General features: G+C 60.2%; 14 protein-coding genes and 1 pseudogene. 8 read left to right on the forward strand and 7 right to left on the reverse strand.

Annotated features, from left to right (window positions below; genetic code table 11):
- Positions 1–20: 20 nt before the first annotated feature.
- On the reverse strand, positions 21–776 hold the full coding sequence (locus JNK74_23165; GenBank protein MBL7649088.1) for an HD domain-containing protein: 756 nt from the start codon (positions 774–776) through the stop codon (positions 21–23).
- 150 nt (positions 777–926) lie between these two features.
- Between JNK74_23165 and JNK74_23170 the strand changes: the two genes are divergently transcribed.
- Entirely contained in the window at positions 927–3,143 is a 2,217-nt protein-coding gene (locus tag JNK74_23170) for a UvrD-helicase domain-containing protein (protein MBL7649089.1), read from the forward strand.
- On the forward strand, positions 3,143–4,210 hold the full coding sequence (gene pheA / locus JNK74_23175; protein MBL7649090.1) for a prephenate dehydratase: 1,068 nt from the start codon (positions 3,143–3,145) through the stop codon (positions 4,208–4,210). Before JNK74_23170 ends, pheA begins: the two co-directional genes overlap by 1 nt.
- Before the next feature lie 549 nt (positions 4,211–4,759).
- On the opposite strand, the gene JNK74_23180 is transcribed toward pheA, so the two are convergent.
- Positions 4,760–4,900: a hypothetical protein gene (locus JNK74_23180; GenBank protein MBL7649091.1), complete on the reverse strand. Its 141-nt coding sequence runs from the start codon at positions 4,898–4,900 to the stop codon at positions 4,760–4,762.
- Between the two features lie 448 nt (positions 4,901–5,348).
- On the opposite strand from JNK74_23180, the gene JNK74_23185 reads away from it, so the two are divergent.
- A complete protein-coding gene (locus JNK74_23185) occupies positions 5,349–6,260 on the forward strand; it encodes a thermonuclease family protein (protein MBL7649092.1) in 912 nt (303 codons plus the stop codon).
- Positions 6,261–6,264: 4 nt separating this feature from the next.
- Here the strand turns inward: JNK74_23185 and JNK74_23190 are convergent, their stop codons facing one another.
- Entirely contained in the window at positions 6,265–6,726 is a 462-nt protein-coding gene (locus JNK74_23190; protein ID MBL7649093.1) for an RES family NAD+ phosphorylase, read from the reverse strand.
- A gap of 2 nt (positions 6,727–6,728) precedes the next feature.
- On the reverse strand, positions 6,729–7,256 hold the full coding sequence (locus JNK74_23195) for a DUF2384 domain-containing protein (GenBank protein ID MBL7649094.1): 528 nt from the start codon (positions 7,254–7,256) through the stop codon (positions 6,729–6,731).
- Between the two features lie 259 nt (positions 7,257–7,515).
- Between JNK74_23195 and JNK74_23200 the strand changes: the two genes are divergently transcribed.
- From JNK74_23200 to JNK74_23220, 5 genes are all read left to right on the forward strand, one after another.
- On the forward strand, positions 7,516–8,277 hold the full coding sequence (locus JNK74_23200) for a hypothetical protein (protein MBL7649095.1): 762 nt from the start codon (positions 7,516–7,518) through the stop codon (positions 8,275–8,277).
- 3 nt (positions 8,278–8,280) lie between these two features.
- Positions 8,281–9,150 (forward strand): hypothetical protein, encoded by an 870-nt coding sequence (locus JNK74_23205; protein MBL7649096.1) that lies wholly within the window; start codon positions 8,281–8,283, stop codon positions 9,148–9,150.
- Positions 9,151–9,274: 124 nt separating this feature from the next.
- Positions 9,275–9,514, forward strand: a complete 240-nt coding sequence (locus tag JNK74_23210; GenBank protein MBL7649097.1) for a type II toxin-antitoxin system Phd/YefM family antitoxin — start codon at positions 9,275–9,277, stop codon at positions 9,512–9,514.
- Entirely contained in the window at positions 9,511–9,888 is a 378-nt protein-coding gene (locus tag JNK74_23215; protein ID MBL7649098.1) for a type II toxin-antitoxin system VapC family toxin, read from the forward strand. The genes JNK74_23210 and JNK74_23215 overlap by 4 nt, the downstream gene beginning before the upstream one ends.
- A gap of 159 nt (positions 9,889–10,047) precedes the next feature.
- Positions 10,048–11,871 (forward strand): threonine--tRNA ligase, encoded by a 1,824-nt coding sequence (locus tag JNK74_23220; protein ID MBL7649099.1) that lies wholly within the window; start codon positions 10,048–10,050, stop codon positions 11,869–11,871.
- A gap of 89 nt (positions 11,872–11,960) precedes the next feature.
- Here the strand turns inward: JNK74_23220 and JNK74_23225 are convergent.
- The 3 genes and pseudogenes from JNK74_23225 to JNK74_23235 all read right to left on the reverse strand — a co-directional run bounded on the left by JNK74_23225 (position 11,961) and on the right by JNK74_23235 (position 15,431).
- Positions 11,961–12,297: pseudogene (locus JNK74_23225) on the reverse strand (DUF86 domain-containing protein).
- On the reverse strand, positions 12,287–12,592 hold the full coding sequence (locus tag JNK74_23230; GenBank protein MBL7649100.1) for a nucleotidyltransferase domain-containing protein: 306 nt from the start codon (positions 12,590–12,592) through the stop codon (positions 12,287–12,289). Before JNK74_23230 ends, JNK74_23225 begins: the two are co-directional and overlap by 11 nt.
- Before the next feature lie 103 nt (positions 12,593–12,695).
- On the reverse strand, positions 12,696–15,431 hold the full coding sequence (locus JNK74_23235) for a family 78 glycoside hydrolase catalytic domain (GenBank protein ID MBL7649101.1): 2,736 nt from the start codon (positions 15,429–15,431) through the stop codon (positions 12,696–12,698).
- Positions 15,432–15,588: the final 157 nt, after the last annotated feature.

A 15,588-nucleotide genomic window follows, 5' to 3' on the forward strand; every position in this document is an offset into this window, starting at 1 on the left:
GATCAACGAGAAAGTTCCCCTCACACGCCCTGAAAAGGCTGTCCCACTTCGGCCTTGATGAACACGTCGACCAACTCGGGGTCGAAGCGCTCGCCGCGCTCGGTCTTGAGATGGTCCACGGCGGCCTCGTGGCTGGCGTGGGTGCTGCGGTAGTGGCGGGGGCTGGTCATGGAGCAGTAGACGTCGAGGATTTTCATGATCCGGGCGAGGAGGGGGATGGCCTTTTTCTCCAGGCGCTCGGGATAACCCTCGCCGTTCCAGCACTCGTGGTGGTATCGGACGATATCGAGGATATCGTCGTGGATCTTGTGCTCTTTGAGGAGATCCGCGCCCATGGTGGTGTGGGCCTGGAGCAGTATCCAGTCGTCGTAACTCAGCACGGCCTTTTTCATCAGGACTTCGTTGGTGAGCAGGATCTTGCCGATATCGTGGAGGAGCGCTCCCCGCTCCAGGGCGTGCTGCTCGTCTTCGCTCAGTTTCAGGGCCTTCGCGAAGCGGGTGGCGTGATCCCGGATGCGCTCGGAAGAACCTTTAACGAGTCCTTCGCGGCTGTCTACGGCCTCGGCGAGCAACACCATGAGGACATCATGGGCGGCGGCCTGAACACCGGCGGCGGTAAGGGATGCGAGCGTCAATGGGGCAAGCAGGGCGCCCGATCCGGCGGGGATCGGGGCGTTTGCCGCCATGGGCTTCAACTGGATTCCCGCCTTGGCGGCGGCCTTGGACAGTTTCGGATCGAGATCCCCGTCGGCGACGACGGCAATGCGCTTCAGCATCCCATTCTCCCTGTGCGTGTTGCATGGTCTGATTCCGCGCCATAGTACCAAGCCCGCCCGCAAACAGCAACTTGAATTGAGGCCCAATCCCGCGTAGGATCAGGGCCACCCGAAGCCACCAATTCCCCCCGCACCCAGGTAGTACCGCCCATGATCTCGCTGAATAAAGAACAGAAGGCCGCCGTTACGGCGGCGGATGGCGCCACGCTGGTGCTGGCGGGCGCGGGAAGCGGAAAAACCCGGGTCATCATCGAGCGCATGGCCTGGCTGGTGGAGGAAAAGGGCATCGACCCGCGCTTCCTGCTGGCACTGACCTTCACGAACAAGGCGGCAAAGGAAATGCAGGCCCGATTCGCCCAGCGGCTGAACACGGACCGCGTGGCGGCGTGGATGGGCACCTTTCACAGCTTTGCCCTCTATGTCCTGCGCCGGGAAATGCAGCACCTGGGCCGGAGCAAGAATTTCACCGTGTTTGACTCCGCCGACCAGTTGAGCGTCATGAAGCGGATGGTCAATGACCTGCCCGACGCCCTGGCCAAGGTCTCGCCCCGGGATGCCCTCCAGTGGATCAGCAATCTCAAGCAGGAAGTCGAGTCCCCCGATTCCGCGACGGAGGCGAAAGACGCCACGGAAGAGGCTCTGCGTATTCTGTGGGTGAAGTACCACGACGCGCTGAAGGCGGCCTCCGCTGTGGATTTTGACGATTTGCTGGTACTGCTGGTGGAGCTGCTGCGGGATCACCCCGAAGTTCGTGAACGCTATCAGCAACGCTATCGCCACATTCTGGTGGACGAATACCAGGACACCAATCGCGCCCAGTACTTGATTGCTCGGAACCTGAGTGGGGGCTACGGCAATATTTTCGCCGTGGGCGACGAAGACCAGAGCATTTACTCCTGGCGCGGCGCGGACATCAACAACATCCTCGACTTCGCCCAGGATTTTCCCGACGCGTCGGTGGTGCGCCTGGAGCAGAACTACCGCAGCACGCAGGCCATCCTCGATGTGGCCAACAACGTGGTGAAGAACAATATCAATCGACTTGGGAAGACCCTTCGCACGGAAAATTGCAAGGGCGACCGGGTGGGCTTTTACCTGGCGGAATCGGGCGAAGAAGAAGCCCGCTTCGTCATGCGGGACATGCTCGAAAAGGGCCACGCCCCCAGCCAGGTGGCGGTGCTCTACCGCACCAACAACCAGGCCCGGCTGGTAGAAGAGGCGCTACGCAACAAGGGCGTGAACTATACCGTCGTGGGCGGCATCAAGTTCTACAGCCGTCGCGAAATCAAAGATATCCTGGCCTACCTCCGCGTTCTGGCAAACCCGAACGATGACGAGGCCCTCCGCCGCATTATGAATGTGCCCGCGCGCGGGATCGGTGCGACCACCCAGGAACGCCTGGACGAGTATGCGGCCCTGCGGAAGTGCCCCCTGCTTCAAGTCTTGCGAGAGATTGATCTGGACGAGACATTGCCGGGACGGGCCCGGAAATCGGCGGCGGATCTGGTGCAGCTTATCGATGATCTGGCCATGGACGCCAAAGAAATGGATCTCGCCGATCTGGTGGAGAAGCTGCTGGAGGCCACGGGCTACCGCAGCTTCATCCAGCAGAGCGATGAGAAGGATTTCCGCACCCGCCTGGAATCGCTGGACGAGTTTGTGGTTTCCTGCAAGGCCCGGGACAGCAAAGGAGAAAAGGGGCTCCTGCCTTTCCTGCAGGATCTCTCGCTGCTGGCCGATGTGGATGGCTGGGACGAATCGACGCCCGCGGTGACCCTCATGTCGATCCATGCCTCGAAGGGCCTGGAGTTTGACTATGTCTACCTGATTGGCTTGGAGGAGGGCCTCCTCCCCTTCGGCGTCGATTTTGACAGTGGCGCCGACCTGGAGGAGGAACGACGGCTCTGCTATGTGGCGATGACCCGCGCGCGCAAGGGCCTCGTGTTGACGGCAGCCGCCTCGCGCATGCTTTATGGGCAGACCCACAATAACCGCAGGCTCTCCCGCTTCCTCGAAGAGGCGGGCTCGGATCGCCTGGAACGGCTCAATGATGACCTGCCCACGCCCCGGCAACGCCTGTCCTCCTTCACGCCGCCGACAGCGCGGTCGAGTTCGCGCCCCGCGCAGACTTCCGCGTCGGCGGCTTCGAACTCCTTTTCGCTGGAGCCCTCCCGGGGCGGCGCCGAATCGGGCGGAATGCGCATCGGAACGCGGGTGCGCCATGCCAAGTTCGGGCCGGGCATTGTGATGTTTACGTCGGGCGCGGGCGACAAATTGAAAGTTCGAATTCGCTTTAACACGGGCCGGACCGCCATGCTGATGGTGAGCCAGGCTCCGCTGGAAATTCTGGAAGGAAAAGATCGCTGATGCTGGAAGAATGCCGCAATGAAATTGACCGCCTGGATGGGGAAATCGTCCGACTGTTGAATGAGCGGGCCGGCTTTGCCCAGAAGATAGGCGAGATCAAGAAAGAGGCCAATGCGCCGATCTACGTGCCCGAGCGGGAGAAGGCCGTGCTGGAAAAGCTGGCCCGCCTGAACGAGGGGCCCCTGCCCAACGGCGCGGTGCAGGCCATCTACCGGGAAGTGATCAGCGCCATGATCGCGCTGGAGCGCCCCATCAGCGTGGCCTTCCTCGGCCCGCGGGACACGTTCAGCCACATGGCGGCCATGCAAGTCTTTGGCGGCTCGGCGGAGTATCACCCCCTGCCTTCTTTCACCGATATTTTCACGGAAGTGGAGCGCGGGCGGATTGACTATGGCATTGTGCCCGTGGAGAGCTCCATGGGCGGATCGGTGAGCGACACCCAGGACCGCTTTATCTCCTCCGATCTCAAGATTATCAATGAGATGCTCCTCCACATCACCCAGAACCTGCTCGCGGCCTGCCCGCTGAGTGAAATCAAGCGGGTGTGCTCCAAGGACAACGCGCTGCTCCAGTGTCGCAACTGGATTCGGGCCAACTTGCCGGGTGTGGAGCTGATCGAGACGTCGAGCACGGCGGAGGCCGCGCGACGGGCGGCGAAGGAAGCGGGAACGGCCGCGATTGCCAGTAAGATGGCGGCCACGACCTACAACCTGAATCTGCTGGCGGAGCAGATCGAGGATGCGCCCCACAATTACACGCGCTTTCTCGTGCTGGGTCGCCAACTGGTCAAGCCGACGGGGGACGACAAGACGTCGCTGCTGGTTTCGATCAAGGACAAACCAGGGGCGCTCTTCAACCTGCTCGTCCCATTTTCCGAAGCCAACATTTCCCTTACGCGGATTGAATCGCGTCCAAGCCAGAAAAAGGCGTGGGAGTATGTATTCTTCATCGATCTCCTGGGTCATGTGGAAGACGAGCCGGTCCGACAGGTGCTTGCCCGGCTCGAAGACCAGGTCCACACCCTGAAGGTGCTGGGCTCCTTCCCCCGCGCCCCACAGCCCCTCTAAACCCCTAATTATAAGACAGTTAAGCGCATGGTCCCCTTGCGCTTTTCTTTCATGTCTGGATAAAAAAATACCGCCTGCCCGCGTTCGTGCGGAGCAGGCGGTAAAACTCGGTGTGCGAATTAAAGCTCAACCGGGTCAAGACCGATACCCACGAGGATGGGGTTCAGCAGGCCGAGGATGAGGTTGGTGATGAAGGAAGCAATGCTGTTGGTGATGCCTTCAGCGATACCATTGAAGATGTCTTCGAATAACATGACGCGTTTCTCCTTGAATTACACTTTTAGTTTGTTCCGTACCTGGGTGTTCGCGCCTCCAGAGCGCGTTCACCTGACCTTACAAGCACAGTTGGAAAACGTTACACACATGGTTGGAATGACAGCGGCTGGTTTCCGAATGGCCGTCACAACGGGATTACCCCCGCTGAACCGGCATTGAATAGGCGTTCGGATCCGTCGTCCTGTATATAAAAATGCCGCCTGCCTTCATTGAAGCGGAAGCAGGCGACATTCACTGTACGCAAATACAGCTCAACGACCTCTCGGTACCGTATCAGGCAGCGGGAGGAAGGATGGGGTCGATGATGCCGTAGATCAGACCAGAGATCAGGGCAGCGACGCGGTGAATGATCTCGAGGATCACGTCGTTGAAGAGGATTTCAAAAAAGCCGTCGTTTCCGTGGGGATTTTCCATGACGCGTTTCTCCTTAACTGAATGCTTGTTGTTCCGTAGTCACTGGTGAACGCGCCTCCAGAGCGCGACCACCTTACCGACCCACTGTGCAACCACTGCACGGGTTGGGTTGATACTGAAGCCTACACCACAGGTTAGGGTTTCTACCACAACTTTTGGCATAACACCACTAAACCTAGGGTGCAGCATACACGATCTGATGTTTAAATGTCAACCGTTTGGCAATTTTTACATTCAGATGAATTTCCAGGAGCATCATACGCCCTAAGCTATTATATTTCAATGATTTAAGAGCCCCGCAGAGTACCGCGAGCTCATGGCCGCGCCGGAACCTCTCCCTCTTTTCTTAAGCAGATTGCGAACTTTTCGGTAACAATTCACCCCGCTGGGATATACTATGGGGTGATTGCAAAAACAAGTTCAACGACCCAGGAAGTTTACCTTGACCATGTCTCAACTGCTGTTCACGTGCCGGTGCCGCCCCGCCTCTCTTGCCCTCGCGGCCTGTCTGCTCTTTTCCTTCATCAGCCCGGCCGAATCATTTCGCGGGATTATCCGCGCGGAGGGCACCCAGGGCGATCTTGTCACGGTGTCGCGCGAGGGCAAGCCCATGACCATCCGACTTTACGGCGTGGCCTGTCCCGTGGCGGGTCAGCCACTGGCGGATGGAGCGACGTCCCGCGTGCTGGAAGCGGCCATGGAATCGACGGTTACGGTGGAACTGGTCGGTCAGGACACGGCGGGCACACCGGTGGCCCGGGTGACGCTGCCCGATGGCAGGAGCCTGAATGAAGACTTGGTGCGGCAGGGTCTGGCCTGGTGGGACGCGCCGAACACGCCGGAAGCGCGGGGCTTCCAGCGAGCCGCCACCGAGGCGATTAGCGCGAAACGCGGGCTCTGGAGCACTCCGGCGCCGTTGGCCCCCTGGGATTACCGCGCCAGCAATGGCCTGGCGCCTGTGGCCTATCGGAAGGCTGACCCGGCCCCCGCGAAGCCAGCTACTCCCGCGCCCCCGCAACAAACGCCCACGATCCAGGCCAAAGGCGACGGCCAGGCGGAAGATTACTTCCCCGAAGACCCGGCGGAGCACATGGCCCTCATGATCAAGCACCAGCCCAGGATCGTGTACGACAAGACCGGCAAGCCGGTGGGGCTGACGGCGGATGACATTGCCTCGGTACCCGGAGCGAAACGCGTCGGGCTGCAAGATGGGGATATCGTGCGCTCGGTGAACGGCATCGCCCTGACGGACGAGGCGCAGGTGCTTGGCCTGGTGACTCAGTTGCAGGGCGTGAAGCAACTGGACTTGGCGGTCCAGCGCAACGGCGCCATAACGAAGATCAGCATCCCGCTGGAATAGGCTGCTATCGCGTAAGCCTGGGGTCGGGCTCGAATCGGGTCGCGGCCCCGATTTCAACCCGGCTGAAGTCCGGGTGCCGCGGATTGATGAGGTAATTGTACTCGCCGGGCGTCACCACGCTGGGGACTTTCAGCACCGCCGACGCGTACGAACGCACCCACTGATCACCGAGTTGTTGCGTGGACAGCGCGATCTGAGGGCCATCCCAGCCGGCCCGCAGCACGCTCGTGTTCGCCTCCGCCACGATGGATTCGTCGAAGGTCACGGGTATAAGGACATGGGAACTGCGGATAGTCGCGAGATCGTCCAGATGGACGAGCAACTCCAGCGTTGCGAGGGAACGGGAACTGGAGACATAGACCATGGGGGTACCCGGCGAATTCCACCGCCCGCCAAACTGACGCGCTCCTTCGCCGTCAAAGGCGCTTGAGGCATACTTCGCGCGGGTAATGCGAAAGGCCGTGATGGTCAACTGAAGACGCCATGCTCCATCCGGCCCAGCAAATGCTCGACTTCCTCAGCACCGGGGCCCGTGTCACAGTATTCAAGGGGCGTCTTTCCAACGAGCGCGCGTTTCGGCGTGGAAAACCAGTGGCGGGCTTTTTCCAAATCTTCGAAGATATCCAGGCTGCGCTGGAAGGCCGAGGCAACTCGCAGGAGCCCCTCGGACTCGTCGGGCTTGAAGCGACGTCGCCGCGCCAGGGTACGAAGGGGCACGCCGACCGCCCGGGCCAAGGCATCGTTGGAGACCGAGAGCGCCTGACGCAAGCGATCAAACGCCTCTCGACTCAGGCCGGCACGCATGACGTCTCGTATTCCGTCGAGCGTGGCTTCGGCCCCCTCCATTGGGCGCCCCTCCAGATTTCCAAGTACGCCCCCATACCAGACGGCGGCCCCCTGCGGAACATGAAACACCCACGCGCCGCGTCGGCGGAACGCGGCACTCCGGGCGCGAGCGCTCTTCGCGCCCTCCCAGGGGATCAGTACGAGACCCACGGGATCTTTCAGCTCTTCTGCCATATGTCATAGTATAGCGCGCCATTTGGCTGGCGTCAATTGAGGCCCTGGCTGTCAGCCGAAGAAATGGGTCTTATGGGTCTTATGGGTCTTATGGGTCGTGTGGAACCTCAGTTTTCATACTGACTCATGCGACCCATTCTTCACCCTTCAGCCTCCCCACCGTGGATCCCGCCGCCCCATTGCTGCTACCCTTCCGGGGTGCGATGGTACCAACCTGTGGGGCAGGAGCCAGTCCATGACCGAAGAAGTCCGAGAGTTGCTGCTTGAAGCGGGGAGCCTGCTGAAGGCCCGCTACTTCGATCCGCCCCTGTGCGACGTCAAGGCCCGCCGCGAACTGGTCACGGAAACGGACCGGGAGATCGGGCGGATGATCGTGGAGCGACTGCGCAAGCTCTTTCCGGGGGATGGTATACGGGGGGAAGACCTGGGCCGGGCTCAGGGACATTCAGGCGGAAACTGGATCATCGATCCCATCGACGGCACCTCCAATTACCTCATGGGCAAGCCCTATTTCGCCATTTCCATGGCCCGGGAGCAAGGCGACAAGATCACCGAGGCCTACGTCTACAATCCGGTAAGCGGTGAACTCTACCACGCGGACAAGGGCAAGAAGGGCGCTTTCCTCAACGGCCAGCGCATCAGCCCCTCCCCCACCACCGATATCCGCGACTCCCTTGTGGCATTTGGCTTCAGCGCCAACATGATGGCCATCCAGCGCTACTACGACGAGTGGAAACCGGTCTTCGATCAATGCGCCAAAGGTGTGGGCTGGATCACGCCCGCCGTCACCCTGTGCAACGTGGCCCGGGGACGCCTCGACGCCTACTTCGATTTCGGCGCGAGCCCGGCGGGGCAATCCTCGGGCGGCTATATCCTCCAGAAAGCCGGGGGCGTCGCCATGGACTACGATAGCTTCGACCACTACGACTACCGCACGAAGGGGATCGTGGCCTGTGGACCGGGATTGGTGGAGGCGTTGAAGAGGGCGCGGAAGTGAGAAATGTTGTTGATGCAGACTAAGGAAAACGGAGGGCAATGTTACGTGGATAGGCGGCCTATATCTGTCACCATCGCAGGATGGTTCTTCCTGTTCGTTTCGGCCGTGTACGTAATTCCCCGTGTCGCCTCGGGCATCCCGACTTCATTCGAGGAAACTGGTGAATTTGTGAAGTTTAATTGGCAACTGGAAACCCTGATTTTTGCGCTACTGGGAGTATTCTCATTCCATACCCTTCGCGGGAAGAACTGGGCCCGCCTCGGCTTGTGTGTCGTGTTCGCACTCGATCTCCTCCGGAATGTAATACTCGACTGGTCGGGTTCCTGGCATTCGCTTCATCTCGATATTCTCGGCGATCTACTTGCCGTCGCTGCGTTGTACGGGCCTGGATGCAAGAGTTTTTTCTCCGAACAAGATAAGGCAACACCCCTGACCTACCAACTGGGTTCTGCAATTTGCTATATCGTGACTGTAGTTTTTTTGATGACCACGATTGCACTTCCATCCGCCTATACACGGCTGGAGGGTCCAGAGTCCTATAAGTATCTTCTCTTCGCCTGTGTCCCGCTGCTCACCTATGGTATAGGAAACGCATTCGGCCTAGTTCTCAATCCCCGCCGCGATGTGGGATGGATGCTAGCTATCGCAGCAATCCTAGACGTCGGTTTCGGAGCCAGTCTTTATCTCCGCCAGGCGGGAAGTTTCGAGGCGGCGCTTCGCGGGGACGTACCCTATCTGACCATGAATCCATGGATAGCGCTCATCGTGGCGACACTCGTAGGCATGGCCGGTGTGGTACTCATTCGACAATCGTCGGCGAAGCCCCCCCTCTTAGCTTCCGCAGAGCCGACGACGAGTGAAAATGCAGATTGACTAGGTCCGCAACTGATGGCCTCCCGAACCTATTTAATCGTTCCACCGGATAAACCGCTTCCCGACTTCTTGACGCCCCGGGCAGAATAGACTAAACTTAGTTTAGTCCATAAAGGTCCATCCCATGAAATCCGTCAATATTCACGAAGCCAAAACTCATTTGTCCCGCCTCCTCCAAGAAGTGTCGGACGGCGAGGAAATTATCATCGCCAATGCGGGCAAGCCCATTGCCCGGCTGGTCGCCTATGTCGAGCCCACGGGGCCGCGGACGCCCGGCTGCTGGCGCGGTCAGGTTTGGATGGCGGACGATTTCGATGAGACGCCCGAGGACATCATCAATTCGTTCTATGGTGAAGAAACGTGAACCTGCTGCTGGACACCCACGCCGTACTGTGGTGGCTTGCGGACGATCCGGCGCTGTCCAGCGAAGCGCGGCGCGCGATAGGCGACGCTGCGAATGACGTTTGTGTCAGCCCGGTCACGCCTTGGGAAATCGCGATCAAATCTTCAGCGGGCAAGCTCAAGGCGCCGGATAACCTGCTGGAAGCACTCAGGGCTAATCGCTTTCGGGAACTCCCCATTTCTCTCGTGCACGCGGAAAGGGCGGGCACCCTTCCACCCTGGCACCGCGATCCCTTCGACCGAATGTTGATTGCTCAGGCGTTAACAGAAGGCCTTACGCTGGTCACCCGTGATCGCGTCTTCGAGCAATACGATGTGAACGTTTTGCGGGCCTGAAGCCGCTCGTTCCCAAGCTCTGCCTGGTCGAAGATGCGCATGCCGATGGACTTAGTAGCGCGAATATTGCTATTCTAAGGCCTTTCCATAACGCCTTTTAGCGCCCAGCCGTGCCTTCGCGCGGTGCGTGCATTTTCGACTTTTACAGGACTCCAGATCATGTGCAGCCAGCCCCACGACGACCCGAAGCAGACTTTTATTTACAAATTACGCCATTCGCTGGCCCATATCATGGCGCAGGCGGTGCTCACGATTCGTCCGAAGGCAAAAATGGCCTTTGGTCCGCCGGTGGAATTTGGCTTTTATTATGACTTCGACTTCGGTGCGGAGCCCATCGGCGAGCGGGATCTGGAACAGATCGAAAACGCGATGCGCAAGATCATCAAGGAAAAGCAGCCCTTCGAGCAGTCCTTCAAGACCCTGGACGAGGCGAAGGCGGTCCTGAGCCCCACCGACCAAACCTACAAGATTGAATATGCCCAGGAGCTGGTGGAGAGCGGCCGCGCGGGCGATGAGGGCCTCGGCTTCTATGTGAATGGGCCCTTCACCGATCTCTGCGAGGGCCCCCACCTGGCCCACACGGGCGAGGTGCCCAAGGCCTGCTTCAAGCTGGACCGAATCTCGGGCAGCTACTGGCGCGGCAGCGAGAAGAATCCGATGCTCACCCGCATCTACGGGCTGGCTTTTGAATCGAAGGACGAACTGGACGATTACATCGCGCGGCGCAAGCTGGCCATGGAGCGGGACCACCGCAAGCTGGGCCAGGAGTTGGACCTCTTCTTTATGGACGAGGAAGTGGGCGTGGGCCTGCCCATGTGGATGCCGAATGGCGCCGTGGTGCGGGACGAATTGGAGCAGTGGGCGCGGGAGATCGAATTCCGCGCGGGCTACCAGCGCGTGAGCACCCCGGCGATTACCCGGGGCGAACTCTACCACCGTTCGGGCCACCTCCCCTACTACGCCGACTCCATGTATCCCGCGATGGTGGTGGACGAACACGACGAGTATTACCTGCGCCCCATGAACTGCCCGCACCACCACAAGATTTACGGCGCGCGCCCCCACTCCTACCGCGACCTGCCCCTGCGCCTGGCGGAATACGGCAACACCTACCGCTATGAGAAGCACGGCTCCCTCGCGGGCCTGCTGCGCGTCCGCGCCATGTGCATGAACGACGCCCACATCTACTGCACCCCGGAGCAGGTGGAACAGGAATTCCGCTCGGTGATGGACATGTACACCTATTACTATGGCCACCTGCGCATGGGCAACTTCCGCGTACGCCTGAGCCTGCACGATCCCGCTTCGGACAAATTTGCGGGCAAGACCGAAGAGTGGCTCAAGAGCGAGGCGGTCGTCCGCGATGTGCTCAACAAACTCGGTGTGGAGTATGAAGAAGAAAAGGGTGAAGCCGCCTTCTACGGTCCCAAGATCGACATCCAGGTGAAGAACCTCCTGGGCCGCGAAGAGACCGTGTCCACCTGCCAGCTCGACTTCGTGGTGGCGGATCGCTTTGACCTGAAATACGTCGACGCCAATGGCGAACAACAGACCCCCTTCATCATCCACCGCGCGCCGCTGAGCACCCACGAGCGCATGATCAGCTTCCTTATCGAGCTTTACGGCGGGGCCTTCCCCACCTGGATGGCCCCCCTCCAGGTCAAGCTCATCCCCGTCAACGACGACGTGGCCGACTACGCCCAGGAAATCGCCGCCGACCTCCGCGAGAACCTCTTCCGCGCCGAGATCGACGACAGCAACGAGAGCTTCAACAAGAAGATCCGCAACGCCATCACCCACAAGGTGCCGAATATCTGGATCATCGGCAACAAGGAAAAAGAGAACCGCACCATCACCTGGCGGCGGTATTGCTCGAAGGACCAGCTCAGCGTGGACATCGGCGACGCGCAGATGGCCCTGGAGCGCATGCGCGGCGAGCGGATGATGGACAATTTCGAGGACGTGGCGTTGCCGTTGGGGTGACGGGGAAGAATAGCCGCGAGAAAAGATGAAGGGCGCAAAGAGGCGATGGTCTCTTTGCGCCCTATTATTTCAGATATGCGGCAAGCGCCTCACTCTGGCGCTTTGGGTAACAGGGCAAGTAGGGCCGCGACGAGCTTCGGTACATCCCGTGTAGCCGTAGTCCAAAGCACTTCCAGTACGATTTCGTCGTAGTTGTGTGCGATGACATTCCGATTTCCGATGATGTATTTCCACGGAATTTCCGGATGAGCGTCACGGAAGGGTTCGGAAACTCGGCGGGCGGCTTCGCCGATGATCTCGAGTGCTCGTTCGAGTGCAAGCTGGCGCATGCGCTCGGTCTTTTCATCGCCCAGTTTTTTCCATGACGACACGCGCAAACCTCAACATGTCGTTCAGGTAGCCGATGTCGCGGTCGTCAGGCTGCATAAAGAATTTCCCTCCGATCCAGAATCTCCTTACGGCGGAAGGGATTGTTCAGACCCTCTTTGATGACCAAGTCCACCTTCCGGGCGTAAAGTCCTTCAAGCTCTTCAGCCATTTCGGAGATATCCCACAGGCCTATCTCGGGATGCTCCTGAAAGCTGACCAGCACGTCCACGTCGCTGTCGGGGCGAAAATCATCGCGGAGGACGGAGCCGAAGAGGGAGAACTCGCGCACGCGCCATTTCCTGCAGAAGGCTTCGATCTGCTCTTGCGGTATGGCGATTCTGGGCTGGCTCATTTTCATATCTCCTGCAACGGGACAAGGGTACTTTCTCGCGACCCTATTGTACCGCGCCACGGCAACCATTGGAAATGCGCACTTTGGGAATCACCACGGGTTTTCATTTCATTGGCGGTGCGGGCGCGGTGATCTCGTAGGTGCCGGAGCCGAGGGTGGCGGCTACGCGTTTGCCTTCTTTGCGCACCTCGCTGGCCAGGGGATTCTCCGCCAGAGGCTTTCCTTCGAGCATCACCGTTGCGGGGTCGTCGGCAGTGAGCATGACGTTGGCGGTGGTGTTGGGCGGGATGGTGATGGTGTAGGTGGCTTTGCCGCCTTCGCGCTTCCAGTTGGATTCGACGCGGCCGTAGAGGGTTTCGCGTGCGCCGTTCACATGGGTAAGGTCGCCGACGAGGGCGGGGCGGATGATGAAGTGCTGAAAGCCGGGATGGGCGGGGTCGAGCTGGATGCCTGCGAGGCCCTGGATGAACCACATGCCCACGGAGATGAGGGTGTCGTGGATGTGGGAGTTGTCGCCGTTCCATTCTTCCCAGATGGTGGTTGCGTCATTCGCGCGCATGTGGCCCCAGCCGGGGTAGTCGGGTTGGGAGGCGACGCTGTAGAGGAGGTCGCTGTTGTCGGTGTCGGTTAGATAGCGGAACATGAAGTAGGTTCCGTGCATGCCGGTGTTAAGGTGACCCTTTTGCTTTACGAGGATGGATTCGCGGAGGGCGTTCATGACGGCGTCGCGCTTGTCTTCGGGGGTGATGTTGAAGAGTAGAGGCATGGCGAGGTAGGGCTGTTCGCCGTTGACGTAGGTTGCGCCATCGGGATTGAGGAAGCGCTCGTGGAGTCGGGCGGCGAGCTCCTGGGCTTGTTTCGTGTAGTTGGCGGCATCGTCCGGCTTACCGAGGAGCGCGGCCGTCTGGGCGGCAAGTTGGAGGTTATGGACGTAGTAGGCGTTGTTGAAGAAGAGGGTGGAGTTTTCATCCACGCGGCTGTCCGCGCCCTGGCCTCGGTTGGGGGATACCCAGTCGCCGAGGAAGGACCACTCCTGGCTGGTATAGCCGACGCCGAAGTAGGGGGCTAGGATGCCGTCTTTCTGCTTGGTTTCGAGGAAGGCGAGCCAGCGCTGCATGGTGGGGTAGGACTCTTCGAGCACGCGGGTGTCGCCGTACTGCTGGTAGACCATCCAGGGCATGGTAACGCAGATGCCGCTCCAGGCGGGTCCGCCGCCTGCGATCTGGGCATTGGGCGCGGTGTGGGGCAGGTCGCCGTCGGGAGCCTGGGTGTCGCGCCAGTCGCGGAGCCATTTGCTGTAGAGGGGGGCGGTCATGAAATTCGTCATACCCATTTCCATGGAGGTGCCGGAATCGCCACCGTAGCCCAGGCGCTCGCGGTGGGGGCAGTCGACCACATAGCTGCCGAGGGTGAGGCAGCGATAAGTCCAGTTGGCGGTATCGTAGATCCAGTTCAGCAGATCGTTGGAGCTGGAGAACTCGGACGTGGCCGCGTAGTCGGTGGAGATCCAGTGGCCGGTGATATCCTCAATGGAGGGTGCAGCTTCCAGGCCCTTCACGATGACATAGCGGAAGGCGTGGTAGTTGAAACGGGTCTTGAAGGTCTGTGCTTTCGGGCCGCTGAATACGAATTCATCGTACTGGTTGTAGCTCTGGAGCTTGCCATTGTCGAGGAACTTGTCGCCGTAGTCCAGTCGGATTTCCATGCCTTCGGGTCCCCCTTTGGGGAAGCGGTATTCGAGCCAGCCGCTGAAGTTCTTGCCCATGTCGACGAGCCAGGTGCCGTCCTCCTGCTTCTTCACGGACCGGGCGGGGATATCGCCCAGCACGCGGTTGGGCTCGGAGATCTGGGCGGCGATGATGGGCGTGGGCGGGTCGTATTGCACGGCGTTGCCCCAGGCGCTGTCGTCGAATTTCACGGCGGCCCAGTCTGGATTCTCCAGGCGGCTGTCATAGCGCTCGCCGCCGTATTGTCCGCTCTCCAGCTTGCCCAACGGCGTAATGGGGCTTTTGGCGGCCTTCCAAGTGGTGTCCGTGACGATGACCTGTGGCGCGGCTCCGCCGATTTCGAACTGGGCGCGCACGAGGGGACCCTTCGTGGAAGCGGCGGCAAGCAGGCGACCGGACCAGCCCCGACCGAGCCAGAGGGCGATGGTGTTGTCGCCCTTTTTCAGGTAACCGCTGATGTCGTGGGTCAGGTAAAGGCCGCGCTTGCCATAGTCGCTCACCGCGGGTGTCAGCACGTAGTCATCGACTTTCTTGCCGTTGACGTAGAGCTCGTAGTAGCCCAGGGCACAGACGTAGGCGACCGCTTTCTCGGGGGCGGCGTCGAGGGTAATGTTCTTGCGCAGCCAGGGCAGGGGGCCTGCGTTGTCTTCGATCCAATCCGCGCCGATCCACTGACCGGTCCAGTCCTCCGGCGTAAGGAGCCCCATGGACCAGTGGGCAGTCTCGCTCCATTTGCCGGGCTTGCTATCCTGCCCCCAGACGCGGACTTTCCAGTAGCAGAACTGACGCGAAGTGAGGGGGGCCCCAGCGTAAACCACGTGAGTCGAATCATCGCTTTCGATTTTTCCGCTGTCCCACAGATCGGCCTTGCCCTCCTTGAGCAGTTCGGGCGACGAAGCAACCAGCACGTGCCAGGCGGTCTGGCGCACGCCGCGCTCTTTGCTTTCGAGCTTCCAGCCGAGGCGCGGGACGTCAGAATCGATGCCGAGGGGGTTGGTGCGGTATTCGCAGCGGAGGTCGGTGGTGGAGAGCGCCATGGCGTCTGCGGCGGTCATCAGACCTGAGACCAGGCACAATACGAAGAGGGTGGAGAAAATTTTCCTGGAAGTCATGGTATTCCCTTCTGGCAATCGGTGGGGAATCCGGGCGCGTAACATTCGGCTGGATTCGGCCCCGATCATAGGCCGCGACTCCGTGCGTTGTCCAGTGTCTATAGCGCTTTCATTGCAGAACTGGGCTGATCGCGGGACGCTCATTGCAGGCGAGCGA

It is taken from the genome of Candidatus Hydrogenedentota bacterium, from assembly GCA_016791475.1.
Classification (GTDB): Bacteria; Hydrogenedentota; Hydrogenedentia; order Hydrogenedentales; family JAEUWI01; genus JAEUWI01.